General features: G+C 50.0%; 15 protein-coding genes. 4 read left to right on the top strand and 11 right to left on the bottom strand.

The features are described 5' to 3' along the window. Nucleotides 1-101 precede the first annotated feature (101 nt). Nucleotides 102-1,595 carry a site-specific DNA-methyltransferase gene (locus K3G39_RS03125; RefSeq protein ID WP_220624715.1) on the top strand — a complete coding sequence of 498 codons (1,494 nt, stop codon included), beginning with the start codon at nucleotides 102-104 and terminating at the stop codon, nucleotides 1,593-1,595. A 324-nt stretch (nucleotides 1,596-1,919) separates the two neighbouring features. Continuing rightward, nucleotides 1,920-2,426, top strand: a complete 507-nt coding sequence (locus tag K3G39_RS03130; protein ID WP_220624716.1) for a phosphoheptose isomerase — start codon at nucleotides 1,920-1,922, stop codon at nucleotides 2,424-2,426. 60 nt (nucleotides 2,427-2,486) lie between these two features. Here the strand turns inward: K3G39_RS03130 and K3G39_RS03135 are convergent, their stop codons facing one another. The 5 genes from K3G39_RS03135 to K3G39_RS03155 all read right to left on the bottom strand — a co-directional run bounded on the left by K3G39_RS03135 (nucleotide 2,487) and on the right by K3G39_RS03155 (nucleotide 4,759). Next, entirely contained in the window at nucleotides 2,487-2,912 is a 426-nt protein-coding gene (locus K3G39_RS03135) for a cytochrome c (protein WP_220624717.1), read from the bottom strand. Then, nucleotides 2,896-3,582: an SCO family protein gene (locus K3G39_RS03140; protein ID WP_220624718.1), complete on the bottom strand. Its 687-nt coding sequence runs from the start codon at nucleotides 3,580-3,582 to the stop codon at nucleotides 2,896-2,898. Before K3G39_RS03140 ends, K3G39_RS03135 begins: the two co-directional genes overlap by 17 nt. Then, nucleotides 3,569-3,997, bottom strand: a complete 429-nt coding sequence (locus K3G39_RS03145) for a hypothetical protein (RefSeq protein ID WP_220624719.1) — start codon at nucleotides 3,995-3,997, stop codon at nucleotides 3,569-3,571. The genes K3G39_RS03140 and K3G39_RS03145 overlap by 14 nt, the downstream gene beginning before the upstream one ends. Nucleotides 3,998-4,146: 149 nt before the next feature. After that, nucleotides 4,147-4,284 carry a hypothetical protein gene (locus tag K3G39_RS03150; protein ID WP_220624720.1) on the bottom strand — a complete coding sequence of 46 codons (138 nt, stop codon included), beginning with the start codon at nucleotides 4,282-4,284 and terminating at the stop codon, nucleotides 4,147-4,149. 145 nt (nucleotides 4,285-4,429) lie between these two features. Then, nucleotides 4,430-4,759, bottom strand: a complete 330-nt coding sequence (locus K3G39_RS03155; protein WP_220624721.1) for a DMT family protein — start codon at nucleotides 4,757-4,759, stop codon at nucleotides 4,430-4,432. A 446-nt stretch (nucleotides 4,760-5,205) separates the two neighbouring features. Here K3G39_RS03155 and gyrB point away from each other — a divergent pair, with 446 nt between their 5' ends. After that, nucleotides 5,206-7,164, top strand: a complete 1,959-nt coding sequence (gene gyrB, locus K3G39_RS03160) for a DNA topoisomerase (ATP-hydrolyzing) subunit B (RefSeq protein WP_220624722.1) — start codon at nucleotides 5,206-5,208, stop codon at nucleotides 7,162-7,164. Nucleotides 7,165-8,099: 935 nt separating this feature from the next. Here the strand turns inward: gyrB and K3G39_RS03165 are convergent. From K3G39_RS03165 to K3G39_RS03180, 4 genes are all read right to left on the bottom strand, one after another. Further along, a complete protein-coding gene (locus K3G39_RS03165) occupies nucleotides 8,100-8,762 on the bottom strand; it encodes a CPBP family intramembrane glutamic endopeptidase (RefSeq protein WP_220624723.1) in 663 nt (220 codons plus the stop codon). 261 nt (nucleotides 8,763-9,023) lie between these two features. After that, nucleotides 9,024-9,485 (bottom strand): DUF302 domain-containing protein, encoded by a 462-nt coding sequence (locus K3G39_RS03170; protein WP_220624724.1) that lies wholly within the window; start codon nucleotides 9,483-9,485, stop codon nucleotides 9,024-9,026. 4 nt (nucleotides 9,486-9,489) lie between these two features. Then, nucleotides 9,490-10,611, bottom strand: coding sequence for an acyloxyacyl hydrolase (locus tag K3G39_RS03175; RefSeq protein WP_255593860.1), 1,122 nt, complete (start codon nucleotides 10,609-10,611; stop codon nucleotides 9,490-9,492). 25 nt (nucleotides 10,612-10,636) lie between these two features. Beyond that, nucleotides 10,637-11,599, bottom strand: coding sequence for a DUF5996 family protein (locus tag K3G39_RS03180; RefSeq protein ID WP_370627187.1), 963 nt, complete (start codon nucleotides 11,597-11,599; stop codon nucleotides 10,637-10,639). Between the two features lie 233 nt (nucleotides 11,600-11,832). Between K3G39_RS03180 and ppk1 the strand changes: the two genes are divergently transcribed. Then, nucleotides 11,833-13,938: a polyphosphate kinase 1 gene (gene ppk1, locus K3G39_RS03185; RefSeq protein WP_220624725.1), complete on the top strand. Its 2,106-nt coding sequence runs from the start codon at nucleotides 11,833-11,835 to the stop codon at nucleotides 13,936-13,938. Nucleotides 13,939-14,583: 645 nt separating this feature from the next. Here the strand turns inward: ppk1 and K3G39_RS03190 are convergent. Beyond that, nucleotides 14,584-15,486, bottom strand: a complete 903-nt coding sequence (locus K3G39_RS03190; RefSeq protein WP_220624726.1) for a Ppx/GppA phosphatase family protein — start codon at nucleotides 15,484-15,486, stop codon at nucleotides 14,584-14,586. 110 nt (nucleotides 15,487-15,596) lie between these two features. Further along, entirely contained in the window at nucleotides 15,597-16,949 is a 1,353-nt protein-coding gene (locus tag K3G39_RS03195; RefSeq protein WP_220624727.1) for a peptidoglycan DD-metalloendopeptidase family protein, read from the bottom strand. Between the last annotated feature and the right edge of the window lie 228 nt (nucleotides 16,950-17,177).

The raw sequence follows: 17,177 nt of genomic DNA on the forward strand, positions 1-17,177 counted from the left end.
AGCACATGAGCGCTATTATGTTTCCTAGAGCGCACCGTAAAAGTAGCTTGGTTGCTATACCTGGCAACACATTATAATTCAGATTTACAGAAGATTTGACCATGAATGGCGAGTCAATACCTACTTCCGAGGACCTGCTAAAGTTGAAAGAGATCTTGCCGGCTGCCTTTATTGAAGACAAGCTGAACTTAGCGATTCTGAAGGAATTGCTGGGTGACCAGGTATACACTGAACCGGAGGTATACCAATTGACCTGGGCTGGCAAAGCTGCTGCCTATAAACAAGTCCAGGCGCCTATAACTGAAACGTTTATACCAGTGCCGGAAGCGTCTGTTAACTGGCAGCATACACAACATGTGTTCATTGAAGGAGATAATCTAAAGGTGCTGCAGGTGCTGCAGAATAACTATCAGGGAAAGGTGAAAGGCATCTACATCGATCCTCCGTACAACACCGGTTCCGATAGCTTTATCTACGCCGATAACTTTGCAGAAAAAAGTGTCCGTTCTCAGGCTAACCGAAAGCAAAATAGCCATTCCAATTGGCTCAGCATGATGCTGACCAGGTTGTTCCTCGCCCGCCAGTTGCTCCGGGAAGATGGTATCATTTTCGTGAGCATCGATGACAACGAGCTGGCTAATTTAAAATTGGTGATGGACGAGGTGTACGGGGAAGAGAACTTTATTGATTACTTCTCGTGGGCAAAATCCGAGACACCGGCCAACCTGTCCAAAAAGAGCAAAAAAGTAGTGGAGTATGTGCTCTGCTACCAGAAAAACAAAAACAACGAGAAATTCCAGGGAATCCGGAAAAACAGCACGAGTTCCAACGGACTGCTGAACCAGATGAATAAACCAGCCACACTCACCTTTCCTGCCAATGTAGTCACCACCCGACTGAAGGACGGCTTGCTACAGCAAGGCAGCTACGGAACTGATAGTTATGCTATCGAGCTGCTGGCTGATACCGAGGTGAAAAACGGGCTGTTTGTGAAGCCTGTTGTGCTGAAGGCTAAATTCAAGTGGTCGCAGCCTAAACTGGACAAGGAGATAAGCAAGGGCACCAACATCAGTATACTTACAATCAAGCTGAGCCCCTCGTACGAAAAACTGGTATACGACAAAGAGGTACCGCCAAACCTGATCAATTCTAAAGTCGGGGTTGGTACAAACGAAAATGCAAGTGCTGAACTCGAAAGCCTCTTTGGAGCGAAAGTGTTTGATTTTCCGAAACCGCCCAGTCTGATCAAGTACCTGCTGGGCTTTTCCGACGATCCGGATGGTATCTTTCTGGACTTTTTTGCCGGTTCGGGAGCCACTGCGCAGGCCGTGCTCGAAATGAACCAGCAGGATGGCGGCAACCGGAAGTACATCTGCGTGCAGCTCGACGAGCAGATCTCCCCAACTACAAAAGCCTACCAGCAGGGCTACAGAACCATTTCTGAAATTACCCGAAAACGCCTGCTCTTGCTGCACAACAAACTGCAAGCACAGGAAGGGAATTCGACACTCGATACAGGTTTCAGGTATTTTAAACTCGCATCTTCTAACTCTAAAATAAGTCACCAGAACGGCACAACGTATGAGCAGGAATAGGTCAGACAACTGATACACTTCAAACGGTCAGGTATACCTTTGACCGCTACCCTTACCGGACACCCAACCACCCAACCACCCAACCACTGGTTTAAATGAGAGACCTGAACAAAGCTATGAGCATTTCCTTCAAAGCATTTTAACGGGCAAGGGAAATTAAGATTGACGAGCCCCGGATCAGGTATAAGCGATATGGCTCATAGCCCAGACTTGATTTTTGAAGAATTATACTAAATTTGCGACCCGCCTCAACAGGCACGCTGCTTTTTCCGTTAGCATATACCTGCATGTATGACGCTAACACCCTTAAAGCCTGAACAGAACATGACAACGGATATAATTGATAAAACAACACTTTTCTCAGAAGTAGAACAGCAACTAAAGCAACAGCATTTTACCATCAGCAGCCAGGATCAGGACCGTCCCTGGGGCGGTTTTTTTGTGATTGACGAGGCGCAGGCGCAGGACTTTGCCAATGCGTATTTCGACAGCATACCGGTCGATCAACTAAAGATATCGGGTAAACTCAGCCCTAAAATATTACTGGTGGCACCGCAAAAGCGACTGAGCTGGCAGTACCATCATCGCCGCGCCGAAATCTGGAAAGTGGTGAAAGGAACCGTAGGTGTTGTGACCAGCGACACAGATGAAGAAGGCGAACTGAAAGTGCTAAAACCGGGCGACCTGATTACTCTGCGCCAGGGAGAGCGCCACCGGCTGGTAGGCTTGGATGACTGGGGCGTGCTGGCCGAGATCTGGCAACACACTGATGCTGCCAACCCTTCCAACGAAGATGATATTGTGCGCGTACAGGATGATTTCGGAAGATAAGCCAGGTATACGACAGGTATAAAAAAGGCGCTGTAATCAGTTTATAGCGCCTTTTTCGTGTTAATGCTCCAGCAAGTGCCGGCATTTAAAGAGTTGCTTCTCCACTTCCTGTATAGAGAAGCGCGGATTTTTGTTGCCAAAGTTGGTTTGCACGTAATTGAGGATGTTGGTGATCTGCCCTTTGCTCAGGTGCTCAAAACCCGGCATGCCCTGGTTGTAGTTTTTGCCATTCACGACAATGTTGCCCGTTTGCCCGTGTTGAATAATGCAGGCCAGGTCGTCACGGTGGTTCTCCAGGTAATCGGCGCCAGCCAGGGGCGGAATCAGGTTGCGGAGGCCGCTGCCGTCGTCCATGTGGCAATTGGCGCAATACTGGGTATAGAGCTGCTCCCCTTCGTTTTGCTTATCTGAGTAGAAGCACCGGGTCAGGGTGAGCAGGGCGGCTATACCGGCCGTATAGAGCAGGAATTTAGTTTTTACCAGCATCCTTCTTTTTCTTTTTAGGCAGCAGAGTCGGTATGTCGCGGAGCAACCGGTCGATCTGGACGGGGTCGGTGCCATCGTAAATGCCGCGTACGTGGCGGTTCTGGTCTACGAGCACAAAGGCGCCGCTGTGTACAAATCCGCCGGGTTCTTCTTCATCCTCCATTGCCGATACCATGTATTGCAGAGCAATGCTGTAAATGCTGTCTTTCTCACCGGTTACAAATTGCCACTTGTCGCTGTTCACCTGCAGGCGGTCAGCGTAGTCGCGCAGCACAGCCACTGTATCGTGTTTCGGGTCGATGGTGTGCGAAAGGAGCATCACCCGCGGGTCATCTTCAAAAGCCTCGTAAATGCGCAGCATCTGGCTCTTCATTTTAGGGCAGATGGTGGGGCAGGTAGTGAAGAAAAAATCAGTAACGTATACCTTGTCCTGCACGGTGAGGCTGGTCACCACCTGGCTGTCCTGATTGATGAAAGCAAAGTCAGGTATGCGGTGGTAAACGGTATCGGTTACCTGCTGGCCATCTACTTCGCGCTGCACTAGTTGGCGTTCGCCTAGGTAGGGCAGGCCGCCGGCTTGTTCGGCAGGAGATGAGCAGGACTGCCAGGCGAATGCCGCAAGGCCAAGCAGGGCAGCGGATAGGTATAGGCGGAGGTTATTTTTGTTCATGCTGGGTATAGGTTTTTTGGGCGTTGGCAATGGTGCTGTCCATGCGTGTTTTCACGCGGGCCATTTTCTCATGCTCTTGCTGCAGGTATAGCATGGCCTGCTGGTGGGCCAGGGTGTCGGGTGCTTTGTACTGGCGCATCCATTCCATCATGGCTTCATCGGCCTGTTCCAGTTCCTGTATACGGCGCGTGAGCAGGCTGATGGTGGCCGTGTCGGATGACTGCACCTGCAGGGTGTCGCGGAGGCTGGTGAGGTTGCGGCGCAGGCGGTAGATTTTGCTCATGTCGGCCATCGCTTCGTCGTGCAGGTCCATTACCTCTGTTTCCAGCGTCTGCTGGCGTTCAGCTTCATTGGCACCTCCCTGACACGCGATCAGGGTGAGGGGCAGACTCAGGTATAGCAACCACTTTTTCATAATAGGTATAGGTTTCTTAAATCAGCGCTGCCTACTTTGGTGCTGTGCAGCTTTTGCAAAGATACAGGTATAGCTGCAAAGGTATAGCTTCTAGTCCAATTGTAAACAGAAGTACAGCTGACACAAGTCATACCTGGCGAGTTTGGATGCTACACCTGCTTTATAACCAGCTTCGTCTTAGTCCAGTCGTAGTTGTCAGGCATGGCGAGGGTAAACCGTTCTGCCAACTGATACACCAGGTTTAGGGTCACTTCCAGCTGCAGATTAAGGCCATCGAGCAACTGCAAATAGGTGGCATTATCACCTTCCAGCAGATTTCGTCCGGCCGCAAGGGATGAAGAAAAGCCCCTGCAACAACTCAGGATTAAGAAAACTATACCTTGCCATAAGCTTTTTAAACAAATAACAATTTGACCATCAATAATTAAAGCCTCACCACTTCTTAAACACAAAGAACACGGCCAGCAGAATAAAGATGAACCCGACGATGTAATTCCACTTCACCTCTTCTTTCAGGTATAGCACCGAGAAGGCCACAAATACCACGAGCGTGATCACTTCCTGTATTGTTTTAAGCTGAAATGCAGTGAACTGTCCGTGGCCGATGCGGTTGGCCGGAACCTGGAACAAATACTCGAAAAAGGCGATGAACCAGCTGACCAGAATGACCTTCCAGAGCACGGTGTCTTTGAACTTGAGGTGACCATACCAGGCGAAGGTCATGAAGATGTTGGAGATGAGGAGGAGGATGATCGTTTTCATGGCCGAAATTTAACATATGGCGCATTCATGACAGCATAAATTTTCAGCAACCTTAACAATTCGAATCCAGTAAACTCGTTTTATACACGATGCAATGCCTGACTAAGCTATGAAAAAAGGGAGCGGCTCCAGCGGCCACTCCATCTGGCAAACGAACAAGCGCCTATACCTGGTTACAGGCCGCTGAACTTTGCCAATATGATTTGCAATCGAAAAAGCAGGAAGACCGCCTTATTGTAAGGCGGTCTTTTTGTATTTTGTAGGTATAGAGGCCTGATTAACAGGCACTAATGCGTGTTTAGTTTTGTTTTAAATAAAGTATGCAGTCGGGCCGGATTTTGACTGGAGCGCTGTGGGCGAATGCCCGCATAATTACTCGGCCCAAAAGCATAGATAAAACGAAATAAATTGGTAATTTTACCTATTCAATCTACCCAATGACACACATGAGTGAAGTAGAAGAAAAACAATTGCATAACAATTATTCAGCAGATAGTATTCAGGTACTGGAAGGACTCGAGGCCGTGCGTAAGCGTCCTGCCATGTACATCGGCGACATTGGTATAAAAGGGCTTCACCACCTGGTGTGGGAGGTTGTGGACAACTCCATTGACGAGGCCCTGGCCGGTCATTGCGACACGATCAATGTGACTATCAATACAGACAACTCCATTACGGTTTCTGACAATGGCCGTGGTATACCTACCGACTTCCACCAGAAAGAAGGCCGCTCGGCCCTTGAGGTGGTAATGACGGTATTGCACGCCGGCGGTAAGTTCGATAAAGACACGTACAAGGTTTCCGGTGGTTTGCACGGCGTGGGTGTTTCCTGCGTGAACGCACTCTCAACCGACATGCACGTAACCGTACACCGCAACGGCAAAGTGTTCGAGCAGCACTACAACATTGGGGTGCCTGCCTTCCCGGTGCGTGAGATTGGTACGACTGACAAAACCGGTACGACGGTAACTTTCCAGCCGGACGCTTCGATCTTTACCACCACAGAGTACAAGTACGACACGATTGCCAGCCGTCTGCGCGAACTCTCTTTCCTGAACAAGGGCATCCGCATTAACCTGACGGATCTGCGTGAAACTAGCGAAGACGGACAGCCGCTTTCCGACTCATTCTACTCAGAAGGTGGTTTGAAAGAGTTTGTGGCTTACCTGGACGAGACGCGTGAGAATCTGATCCCGGAGCCGATCCATATTGAAAGTGAGAAAAACGGGGTGCCTGTAGAAATTGCGCTGCAGTACAACACGTCGTATACCGAGAACATCTTCTCGTATGTGAACAATATCAACACCATTGAGGGTGGTACGCACGTAGGTGGTTTCCGCCGCGCCCTTACCCGTACCCTGAAGGCTTATGCCGACAAGTCAGGTATGCTGGACAAGGTGAAGATCGAGATTGCCGGTGATGACTTCCGCGAAGGTCTGACCGCCGTAATTTCGGTGAAAGTGCAGGAGCCGCAGTTTGAAGGCCAGACTAAAACCAAGCTGGGTAACTCCGACGTGGGTGGCGCTGTGGACGTGGCTGTAGGCGAAATGCTGAACGAGTTCCTGGAAGAGAATCCGAAGGAAGCCCGCATTATTGTGCAGAAGGTGATTCTGGCTGCGCAGGCCCGTAACGCAGCCCGCAAGGCCCGCGAAATGGTGCAGCGTAAGAACGTACTTTCCAGCACCAGCTTGCCAGGTAAACTGGCAGACTGCTCTGACAATAACCCGGAAAACTGCGAGATATACCTGGTGGAAGGTGACTCAGCGGGCGGATCTGCCAAGCAGGGTCGTAACCGTATGTTCCAGGCGATTCTGCCGCTCCGTGGTAAGATCCTGAACGTAGAAAAAGCGCAGGAGCACCGTATCTACGAAAGCGAAGAGATCAAGAACATGATCACGGCGCTGGGCGTGAGCTTCGGAACGTCAGAGGGCGAGAAAGCACTGAATATGGAGAAACTGCGTTACCACCGCATCATCATCATGACGGATGCTGACGTGGACGGATCGCACATCCGTACACTGATCCTGACCTTCTTCTTCCGCTACATGCGAGAGCTGATCGAGAAAGGATACATTTACATTGCCCTGCCGCCGCTATACCTCGTGAAGAAAGGCAAAGAAGAGCGCTACTGCTGGAGTGAGCAGGACCGTATCGATGCCATCGCTGAACTGGGTAAAGGCAGAGAAGAAAGTGTAGGCGTACAGCGTTATAAAGGTCTTGGTGAAATGAACCCGGAGCAGCTCTGGAACACGACCATGGACCCGGAAACACGCAGCCTGAAGCGCGTAACGATTGAGTCAGCCGCAGAGGCCGACCACCTGTTCTCGATGCTGATGGGCGATGAGGTAGGTCCTCGCCGTGACTTCATTGAGCGCAACGCCAAGTACGCCCGTGTAGACGTGTAATCTTATTAGACTATCATATTTTAAAAGCGGCTGTTCTCGAAAGAGGGCAGCCGCTTTTCCGTTCATATTTTATGAAAGGTATAGGCGAATTGTGTACATTAGAAGATAAGTTTATGAGTGTAGGATGGAGCTTCCGTTACAAGCGGCAGTGCTCCACACATAGTGCAGATAGTGAGAGTACGTACTCCTGCTAGCTGGTAGTTGGCATTAACTTGAATTATTGAAGAATGGTCATTGATATAAATCAGAAGAAGATTGCCTTCGGGGACAAGTATCGAATATACATCAACGGAGAACAGAAGTTCTCTGCCTCGACAGCAATAATAAGCCTTCTCCCATCAATATACCTGTTCAACAATAATAAGACTTCCACTAGATTAACCATAGATAAGAAGATGTCATGGTTCAAGACTAAGTATAAAATTGGACTGTGGGATGGAGGAAGTATCAACTTCACATCTGCGTCATTCTGAAGGCTTCACTACCAGTGCCAGGATGGTGGTGACCTGTATGATATTTATGGGCATAAGGGTCGTAAGTATTCAGTTTACAAAAATGATGTGCAGGTAGCTTGGTGGGACAAGGAGATGGTTTCCTGGTTTGAGGGGGACAACTACAGAATTGTTGCAGATGATGATAGCAACGTTGAGCTTATCATCAGGTTTTGCTTGATAATCGATAATCAACACAGCAGTGATGACAACGGTAACACAGTCACGTTTGACTTTGGTAACATTGGCCCACAAGCGAAAGAGTTTGACTCAGAGTGGAAAGCAAAGCAGCTTCAATAAAAGCAAAGCAAATGCCAACAAGAGCTAAAACACACTATGCGTGCTTTAGCCAAGACATTCGACATGCTTATACAGCAGCGGCTGCCTTTTTCCGAAAGCAGCCGTTCCTGTTTCTTTTATTCTCGAATTTTTGGTATAAAAACATCAGACACCAGTGCTATACCTGACTTCACGAGGCTTCCTGTAGGACTCCCATAAAATTAATAGAACCAACAAAAGGGCCCAACAACCTGCCAGTATCCAGGTGCTGGCATCACCAGAGGTGGAAGTAGTGGTAAATAAGGTTCTGGTTGATTCGTAAGCGATATTAGCACCCCAGTGTATGCCGAAGGCAAGCCAGAGTGATTTGGTGATGATGACCGCATAGGCAAGGACCAGACCTAGTAACGTAAGATAAGAGAGGACTGCCACACCATCACCTAACCGCCAGATGTGATTTAGAACATAAATTAAAGCGGAAAGCAGCACCCAGTAGGCTGGCTTCATGTACTTTTGCAGGTGGGCATAAGGGTAGCCTCGCGTTAAAATATCTTCCGCGATAGAAGGAATCGCGGTCATGAGCAGGAGCATGGGCAGCTGTCCGGCAAAAGCTGCGATGGAGGTGCTGGAAACTATACTTTCATACTCAAGGAAAATTGAAGTATAGAAAGACAGCACAAAGAATATCAGACCCAGCAATAGCCCCACCATGAGCTGCCCCAGCCAATTGGATTTCAGCCCCAAACCATAGCCTCCGAGTCCCGGCCATCCCTGCGCTTTCGCCAGGAAAAAAGCAGCCACTAAAAACCCGATTTTGAATACAGCCATTATCCAAAAGAAAGAGAAAAACTCGGGAAAATGGTAGATGGCAAAGAGGAGTAGAAACCCAGGCAGGAATGAGAGTAAACTACGTTTAAGCATTGCTAGTGATAAGAGCCATTAGGAGCCCTCAAGCCGCAATAATAATTTAAATTGTAAGCACTTACAATATGTGAGGAAGGGTAAATTTTAGGTGGCAAGGTATGCGTTTTACAACCCTGACAGACAACCTGTTTTATTGTCAATGAGCGCAAATTCAGAGGAAGTGTATTACTCCTTTACCACCTCACTCAGTTTCTCTAACACCATCCCCATTTTACTGAGCACGGCTTGCTGCTTACTTAACTCAAAATCTCGTTTTAAATCATTGGGGTGGCGGTAGCTCAGGTGTACCAGGCCATTTTCATCTTCCCATACCAGCAGGCGCAAAGGCAGGTGCAGGCCGGTACGCTGGTCGGCTTGCATGAGGTTGGTGCCTACAAGCGGATTGCCAAAGATAAGCACATGCGTGGGTCTGAGTTCCAGGCCCTTGTCTGCGGCGGCTTTGGCGTGGTCTACTTCCGCGATCAGGTTGATGCCCATTCCTTGTATGGCCGCTCGAAGTTTAGTCAGCGTTTCTCCCATACTGTAGGCGCTCGGTTTTGTGACAAGTTGCGCCGACTGGGAAGATTGTGCTATACCTGCACAAGCAGTGCAGAACAAAAGGAGAAGGGCGAATGTAAAGTGCTTCATCTTTTTAAAATCTAAACCCGATACGGGCATCCAGAAAATCAGCTACATGGCGGTGGGCCTTCAGGTTGATCCCGTAGAACATACGCCCGTTGGTGTGGTATTCCAGGCCCCAGCGCTGGTACACCGGGTCGCGGGCTTTGTAGGGGGAGTATACGTAGACACCAAGTTGCTGATTAAAGCGGAAGCGCCCGATGCGCAGCTCATGCCCCACCAGCAATGCACCACGCTGAAAATTACGCCTATCTTCTTCGTTTTGCAATTGTTTTCGCAAGGTATAGTCTGCTATCCATTCTGCCCCGCCGGTCAGGGCGCTGATGCGGCCAATGGGCTGACTCACGTAGACCGTTATACCCAGCAGTGGCAATTTGCTTGAAGGCTCGTCGCGGCGATCTTTGCCTGTGCCAAACATAGCCACCAGAAAATTGCGCTCCTGCAGCTCCTGCATACCCGCTGACAATTGCCTTACAGGGAAAGCGGCGGGACGAAGAGCATAATTGAGCCCCAGTGTAACCGACGGAAAATTGATGCCTTTATTCGGTTGCCTCAGTCCCCCGTTTGAGATATGCTTATACGTGCCGCCTGCCCGTAACATCCAGCGCTCACTTAGCCGGTAATTGCCCAGCAGGTTAAACTCCAGCGGAAAGCTAATCCGCGTGCTGTAGAAAAGATTATCCGGGTTGGTTTCAGGATCATAGATATTGTCCATATAAGCCAGCCCGGCCCCGAAGCGGAAGGATAGGCTGAAGCGACGGTGCGTCGAAAGGAAAGGCTCCACATACAGGAGCAAAATATAGGCACTGCCCAAAATATCCGGATTATCGAAGTTGTAATAAGCAAGTGCGGCACCCAGCCTGGGGTAGCCTTGCAGGTACTGCCAGGCACGTTCGTTGGTAAAGTGCAAACTCATATCCGCTTCTATACCCCAGGGATTGGAACCGGAAATATCCCGGATGTCCCTCGAGTGCGGAATGATAAAGCCTGTGTGGCCAGTGAGACCGATGTTGATCGCGGCCCGGGAGGAATCGCTTTGCAGGGTGGCGCTAGCCGGCACCGGCATGCATAACATCAACAGGACCAGAACTGCGGATGTTAAAGAGTTGATATGAAAGCGTCCTGCCTCTTTCATCTTTATTAAATTTCTTCGAATAGGCTCACCTCACCTTTAAATCTTCTATTGGCCAGTCCGCCAGTTTTGCGCCGGCTTGGTAGGCGCTTTCCAGGAAGTGAAGCAGGGCTTGGCGCGGGTTTTCTTCTTTGCGGAGGTCTTCGTAGGGCAGCAGCGCCATCGGGCTGCCGTTGGAATCAACCCAGGAGGCCGTTTTCGGTTTGAGCGGCTCTTTGTCTATACCCTCCGGCGACGGGTAGGTATAAGAATAAAAGGCCGGAAACTGTACCTTGTCATCTCCGGGCCAGAAACCGAAACTGATCACCTCATGCGAGTAAGCATTACGTTCTACCAAGCTGGCATCTTCCCGAACAGGTAGTTTTTTGCCTGAAAATCGGGTCACGGTCAGGTCGATGTGGTGCCAGTAGAATTGCACCGGGCAGGTTTTACCGTAGAAGTGTCCGCTGAACTCCTTCATGACTTCATCTGTCACGGTCAGCACCCGCCAGTAAGCGTTTACCTGATCTGCATGGTATGTCGCGTGGGTATGATCCTCAGCAAAAGGGATGTCGCTCTTATTGTCGTATGGTTTGGCGAGAATCTCTACCTTAATGCCCAGCACATCCAGCGATTTCATGACAGCGGTATAAAACTCTGAAACACTTAACCCGTCCTGCAGCTTGATCTCTTCCTGGGCACCTGTGCTTGTATTAATGCGGAGCTGGTGGTCAATGAAATCGAAGTCGATCTCGAAGGTATAGAACTTGTAAGGTATAGGGCCCGTTGTGAGCCCGCGCGCGTTCACATACAGGGTAACATGCCACCAATGGTTGAGCGGAGGCATGAGTGTCAGGCGTATCTTGCCCACGATCTGCAGGTATAAGTGCAGTGTGTCCTTGGTGGCCTCCCATTCCGCCAGGGGCAGAGGAGGAAGCTCAAATTCGCTGGTATCAGGTATAGGATTCTGTGGCATGGCTTCGTTCAGTTGCTTCTGTTTTATACCGGGCACAGGCCGATTGGTTTTGAGATTTTGGTGAAGTACAAGGTATAGCGAAGTGTTTTCAGGGCCGGGAGATGCTTTTAATAAACATTTATGCAAGCTTTCCTCAAAAGGCATGACAAATTCACTTACAAAATTTATATTAGCAGTTGAGTATTCTTTGGCAATGTTCGTATACCTGCGTCTGTCCGGAAGCCCTTTTGCTCCGACCCGATTCGGGATTTCTTTTAACCCCTGAAAACATGCTGATCAATAAGGTTTCTGATCAAATAAAACGTAGTAAATACATCAGCCGCGACCTGAGCTGGCTGCGTTTTAACTACCGCGTGCTCGACCAGGCCCGCGACACCAGCCGCTCCATTTTCGACCGGCTCAAGTTTATGGCCATCACGGCTTCCAACCTCGACGAGTTTTTTATGATTCGGGTAGGCAGCTTGTACAACTACATCGACTACGGCAAAGAGCGACTGGATTATTCGGGTCTGCGCGAAATGCCTTTCCGCAAAAAACTGCTCGACTACGCCCACCGTTTCGTCAACGACCAGTACCTGACGTTCAATAACGAACTGGCCGAGCTGTTTGAGAAGAATGGCTTTGATATATTGAAAGTAGGTGACCTGACCGAAATTGAGCAGAAGAAGGTTGACAGCTACTTCAAAAATACGATCTACCCGCTGCTCACGCCCATGGTGTTCGACAACTACCACGGTTTTCCGCTGCTCATGAACCAACTGCTGACTTTTGGCGTGGTCACCCGGACCACCGAGGAGCAGAAGGCGCAGGACCGCGTGACTTTTGTGCAGATTCCGCAGAACCTGGCCCGTTTTTACGAGATCAACCGTAAGGACAAAATCGTTTTCGTACCAATCGAGGAAATCATTCGCTGGAAAATCAAAAAGCTGTTCCGTAACGTGGACATCGTATCAGCAAACCTATTCCGCATTACCCGCAACGGGGACTTTACGCTGGAGGAGTCGGACGACATTGAAGCGGATTTTGTGCAGGAGATCAAATCGAAATTAAAGACACGCAAGAAGGGCCGTGTGGTGCGTTTGGAAATTGAGCGCAACCCATCTCAGTTTATGATGAAGGTGCTGAAGGAGCGCTGGGTCATCGATAATGCCAATGTCTTCACGATCACAACTATGATCGATTTGCGGGGCCTGTGGCAGATTATCAATCACCGGCAGTTCAAGGACAAAGGCTTTAAGCAACCCGCACCGGTTATTCCCCTTAGTTTGCCAGCCGAGTCGGTGGATATGTTTGAGTATCTGAAGGCGCATGACGTGCTGTTGCATCACCCTTACAACAACATGGACCCGGTGGTGCAACTGCTGGAACGGGCCGCAGAAGACCCCTATGTGCTGGGCATCAAGCAGACGATTTACCGCCTGGCTGATCAGTCCCGGGTAACGGCCGCCCTCCTGAAAGCCGCCGAAAATGGCAAGCACGTATCGGTTTTATTTGAGGTGAAGGCCCGTTTTGACGAGGAGAAAAACCTGCGGGAAGGCGAGCGTCTGGAAAAAGCAGGCTGTTTTGTGATCTACGGCATCAGCAAGTATAAAACGCACACCAAAATGCTCATGATCATTCGTAAGGAAGGGGAGAAGGTAACGCGCTACGTGCACATCGGCAGCGGCAACTATAATGAGCAGACGGCCCGCCTCTATACTGACATCAGTCTGCTAACCACTAATGAGGTGTATGCGCACGACGTGTCAGAGTTTTTCAATGTTATCACAGGTCACTCCAGACCGAATGAATACAAGTACCTGCTTACTTCACCCAAAGCGATGCGGTCGCAGCTTATCGAACTGATCCGGAATGAGGCGCGCAATGCCAAGAAAGGCCTGAAAAGCGGCATCGTGATCAAGATCAACTCGCTGGAAGACAAGGAAGTGATCGATGAGTTTTACAAAGCCTCGAAGGCGGGTGTGCCTATCAAACTGATCGTGCGCGGCATCTGCTGTCTGCGACCAGGGCGTGAAGAACTGAGTGAGAATATATCGGTGAAGTCGATTGTAGGAGAGTACCTGGAGCATAGCCGCATTTTTTACTTCCACAACAACGGAGACTCGAAAGTATACGGTGGCAGCGCCGACATCATGGTGCGCAGTTTTGACCGCCGGGTCGAGGCACTTTTTCTGATCGTAAACGAAGAGCTAAAGAAAGAGGCGATCAACATCCTGTACTACAACCTGCTCGACAACCAGAATTCCTACATCATGCGCGAAGAAGGCACCTACTCCCGAAAAAAACCAGCCGCTAGCGAAGACATCGTAGACGTGCATAAACTATTTTACAAGAAGGTTTTTGAGGATGCTGCGCAGGAAGTAGAGTTGGTATAATCTCAGCCCCCTTCTGATAACAGGAGGGGGCTTTTGGTTGAATCAGGATTTGAGGGTTAGAAAGGATTTTTCAGGATTGAGTTACCTTCCTAGCGCCTTCTTTTTGTAAAGGGGAATTTTACCTCATACCAGCCTTCCGCTCAGAACAGAGGAGGGAACCCATGCACGATTAACATTCCCCTGCCACCTTCAAAGGGGAATCTCTGTAGCTGCCAGTTGTTAGGTTTAGGCTTCGTAGCAAATACTACTGGCAGGTATAGCAAGACTAACTTGCCCCTAAAGCTATGAAACAGGTCGCTGTGCTAGAGGTGCACCTAAATGACACTCCACTGTTGGGGGTGAAGGGGTCCCCCTGTCAAGAGCGTTCAGCGAGTGGGGGTAGGGACCCTCGATTTGGAGGGTCTTGACTTTTTTGCCTACTGGGGCTAGGGGCCTCGATTTTTTCTTTATCGAGGGCCCCTACCCCCATCAAGGGAAAAAGTAGGTGCCCGCCGCACAGGCGAAGCAATGAAAGTAAACAAGTTAAGGTATAGATAAGCAGTTACTACGCCAGTTGTAAACTTGCGGTATACTTATACCTAGGCCGGAGGCCCTACTATAACAGACACGAGCCAGGACGCTCGCGCCATAGCGTATGGAACCCCACTACCGGCTAATCTGACTAATCACAAACCGCTCCTGATGATGCTGTTCATACAAGGCATGGATCATCCCATCTTTAAGGCCAACGGCAGGCACAAGCATACTCTCTAATTTCGCCCACTTCATGGCGGAAAGGTATATCTCAGCGGCGGGGAGAATAACATCAGCGCGGTCGGGGTTGAGGAGGAGCTCCGTGATGCGTTGCTCCATGGTCATTGCGGCAATCCGTTGTGTGATCTCTTCAATCTGCTTACGGAAAATTGCCTTGCCCACAGCCTTACCTGACATATCGAAAATCTTGTTGATGTTGCCGCCGGTGCCGATGGCGCGGGTGAGGTGGTATTTCTTTGCGTTTTCTTCAATCCAGATCCGCATGTTGTGCCAAAGCTCCTGGGAGTCTACCCCGTGCATGTGGCGGATGGAACCCTGCTCAAAAGACTGAGAAGCCATTTTTTCGCGGTTGACATAGATGTTGAACTCGGTGCTGCCTCCACCTACATCAATGTGCAGGTAGTTGCGTTCGTCCAGGAAGTTCACGATGACTTTGTTGATCAGGTCAGCCTCCGCTACCCCGTCGATTACCTGAATACCCATGCCGATCGCCTGGTGCACACGGTCCAGCACTTCAGGAGCATTTTCGGATGTTCGCATAGCTGAGGTGGCGCACACCATGTAGTGGTCCACGTCGTGCACGTCGAGCAGCAGTTGAAAAGCGTGAAGTAGCTTGATGAATTTTTGAATTTTGTGCTCGCTGATAAAACCGTTGCTGAACACATCCTCGCCGAACCGGATGGCATACCGGATGTATTCTACCCGTTTAAAAATAACGTTTCCATTCTGATTCAGAACGTTAGAGATCTGGCATCTCACCGCGTTCGAACCGATATCAATAGCAGCTAACTTCAAATATGATCCGGTTAAGAGCGTACAACAAGCGTTTTAAAGCCAAATATAAGTATAAATGCTGTACGCAGAAAGTCTCTAAACCATCAAAATAGAGAGTAGACAGGTCAATTTTATTCCGCAGCCTGCACCCAACCAAGCCTGCCGTCTGGTTGACGAACGAGGTCAAACTGCCCGCTGACGGCCACCACAGGTATAGCGGCTCCTGCCGGCAAGCTGTCTATCTGCCCGGCCTCGGGATGCGCTTCATCCAGTAGCGGACGTTCCTGGTGTAGCTTTTTAACGGCAATTGGTTTGGCTATACCTTCCACAAGAGAGCTGATGATATACGCTTCAGAGTGATCGGGCAGGCGAACGCGGTACCAGTTGTTGGCAGCGCCGACCACTTGCAAGGGCGTGTTTTTGCTGAGGGAGGTATGTAGCACAGCTTTCGCCGAAGGCTGGGTTCGGACATTAGCCATTTTAGACGAAACCCGAACCCAGTTGCCGATGTGCGTGGCATCTCCTTTTACGGCAGGTATAGGGGCCGCAGACTGATGCACGTAAGGATAGGGGTTAGTAGCGCCACGTCCGTAGCGGTATATCCCAAAGTGCAGGTGCGGACCAGTTCCCTTTGCATTCCCGGTGTTGCCAACAAGTCCCAGCGTATCGCCTACGCTGACGCGCTGACCGGCTGCAACCAGCTGCTGGTCGAGGTGCGCATAATACAGGTTCTGCCCGCGGTTCCGATCCGACAGCCAGATCACTTTTCCGCCACGAGGCGTCTCGTTTACCCGCGACACTATACCGTCAACCGAAGCGATGACGGGTGTGCCGCGCGGTGCAAAAATATCAATGCCTTCGTGGCTGCGGGCACCTGCGTCGCGCGGATCGCCCCAGATGCTGGCTATGTGCCGGCTCGATTTGCCAGGTATAGGAAAAGCCAAAGTAGGCTGTGTTTCTATGGTAATGGTATAAGTACCGCCGCGTAGCAGTTCAGGTTGTATCCGCAGCAAATGGGCCATGTCTTCGTCTATCACATAGATCAGGGTAGTGGCGGCAGTATCGGCAGAGGCTACGCGTTCTAGTTCGGCTGCAGGATCAGTGCCGGCCTCAAACAAATCCATGAACACCTGCATGGTCTGGCGGGCTTTCATCTCCAGGCTCACCACCAGTTTCTCACCCCGTTTGGCTGCTACTTTGTAGCCGAGTGCCCGGGGTTTGTCGGCCGGCAAATAACCTGTTTCCTTGAACGGCAGCGTGACAGGTATGGGCGCTTGCAAAGCTGTTTGCCCTTCTGCCAGCCAGTCCTGCCCCACAGCAGTTTCATCGAGTTTAGCGGTTTTCAGAGATGCTACATAGGCCTCGTAGGGCGTCTCTTTTTTGAAAACGCCGCGCAGCGTTTCGCGGCTTCCGCAGCTGGAGAGGAAGAGGGTGAAGAGTATCAGGTATAAGAAAGGAGAAGAGCTGATCGGCTTTCTGTTCATGCTTGGTTTCGTTTCCGGATTTTAAGAAGTGTATCCCTTTCTATACAAATATGATACCCTGTTTGATTCCTTGATATTGATATAGAATGATTTAGGCGCAATGTTGTACCTTTTTGTCAAATTCGAACAGAGCACGGGCAGGCACGTAAAAACAGGTGTACCAATAAGATGGGATTGTGAGAACGAACGTCAGAAAGAAAAGCATAAAAGAACGGTGGCGGAAACGCA

The sequence above is a fragment of the Pontibacter sp. HSC-14F20 genome (assembly GCF_019599265.1).
Lineage (GTDB): Bacteria > Bacteroidota > Bacteroidia > Cytophagales > Hymenobacteraceae > Pontibacter.

What these genes read in the sequence shown, in the direction of transcription:
- K3G39_RS03130 (WP_220624716.1), top strand. Translation starts at nt 1,920, where the DNA reads ATGACAACGGATATAATTGATAAAACAACACTTTTCTCAGAAGTAGAA.
- K3G39_RS03170 (WP_220624724.1), bottom strand. Translation starts at nt 9,485, where the DNA reads ATGAAGCACTTTACATTCGCCCTTCTCCTTTTGTTCTGCACTGCTTGT.
- K3G39_RS03140 (WP_220624718.1), bottom strand. Translation starts at nt 3,582, where the DNA reads ATGAACAAAAATAACCTCCGCCTATACCTATCCGCTGCCCTGCTTGGC.
- K3G39_RS03175 (WP_255593860.1), bottom strand. Translation starts at nt 10,611, where the DNA reads ATGAAAGAGGCAGGACGCTTTCATATCAACTCTTTAACATCCGCAGTT.
- K3G39_RS03195 (WP_220624727.1), bottom strand. Translation starts at nt 16,949, where the DNA reads ATGAACAGAAAGCCGATCAGCTCTTCTCCTTTCTTATACCTGATACTC.
- K3G39_RS03165 (WP_220624723.1), bottom strand. Translation starts at nt 8,762, where the DNA reads ATGGCTGTATTCAAAATCGGGTTTTTAGTGGCTGCTTTTTTCCTGGCG.
- K3G39_RS03125 (WP_220624715.1), top strand. Translation starts at nt 102, where the DNA reads ATGAATGGCGAGTCAATACCTACTTCCGAGGACCTGCTAAAGTTGAAA.
- K3G39_RS03135 (WP_220624717.1), bottom strand. Translation starts at nt 2,912, where the DNA reads ATGCTGGTAAAAACTAAATTCCTGCTCTATACGGCCGGTATAGCCGCC.
- K3G39_RS03145 (WP_220624719.1), bottom strand. Translation starts at nt 3,997, where the DNA reads ATGAAAAAGTGGTTGCTATACCTGAGTCTGCCCCTCACCCTGATCGCG.
- gyrB (WP_220624722.1), top strand. Translation starts at nt 5,206, where the DNA reads ATGAGTGAAGTAGAAGAAAAACAATTGCATAACAATTATTCAGCAGAT.
- K3G39_RS03155 (WP_220624721.1), bottom strand. Translation starts at nt 4,759, where the DNA reads ATGAAAACGATCATCCTCCTCCTCATCTCCAACATCTTCATGACCTTC.
- ppk1 (WP_220624725.1), top strand. Translation starts at nt 11,833, where the DNA reads ATGCTGATCAATAAGGTTTCTGATCAAATAAAACGTAGTAAATACATC.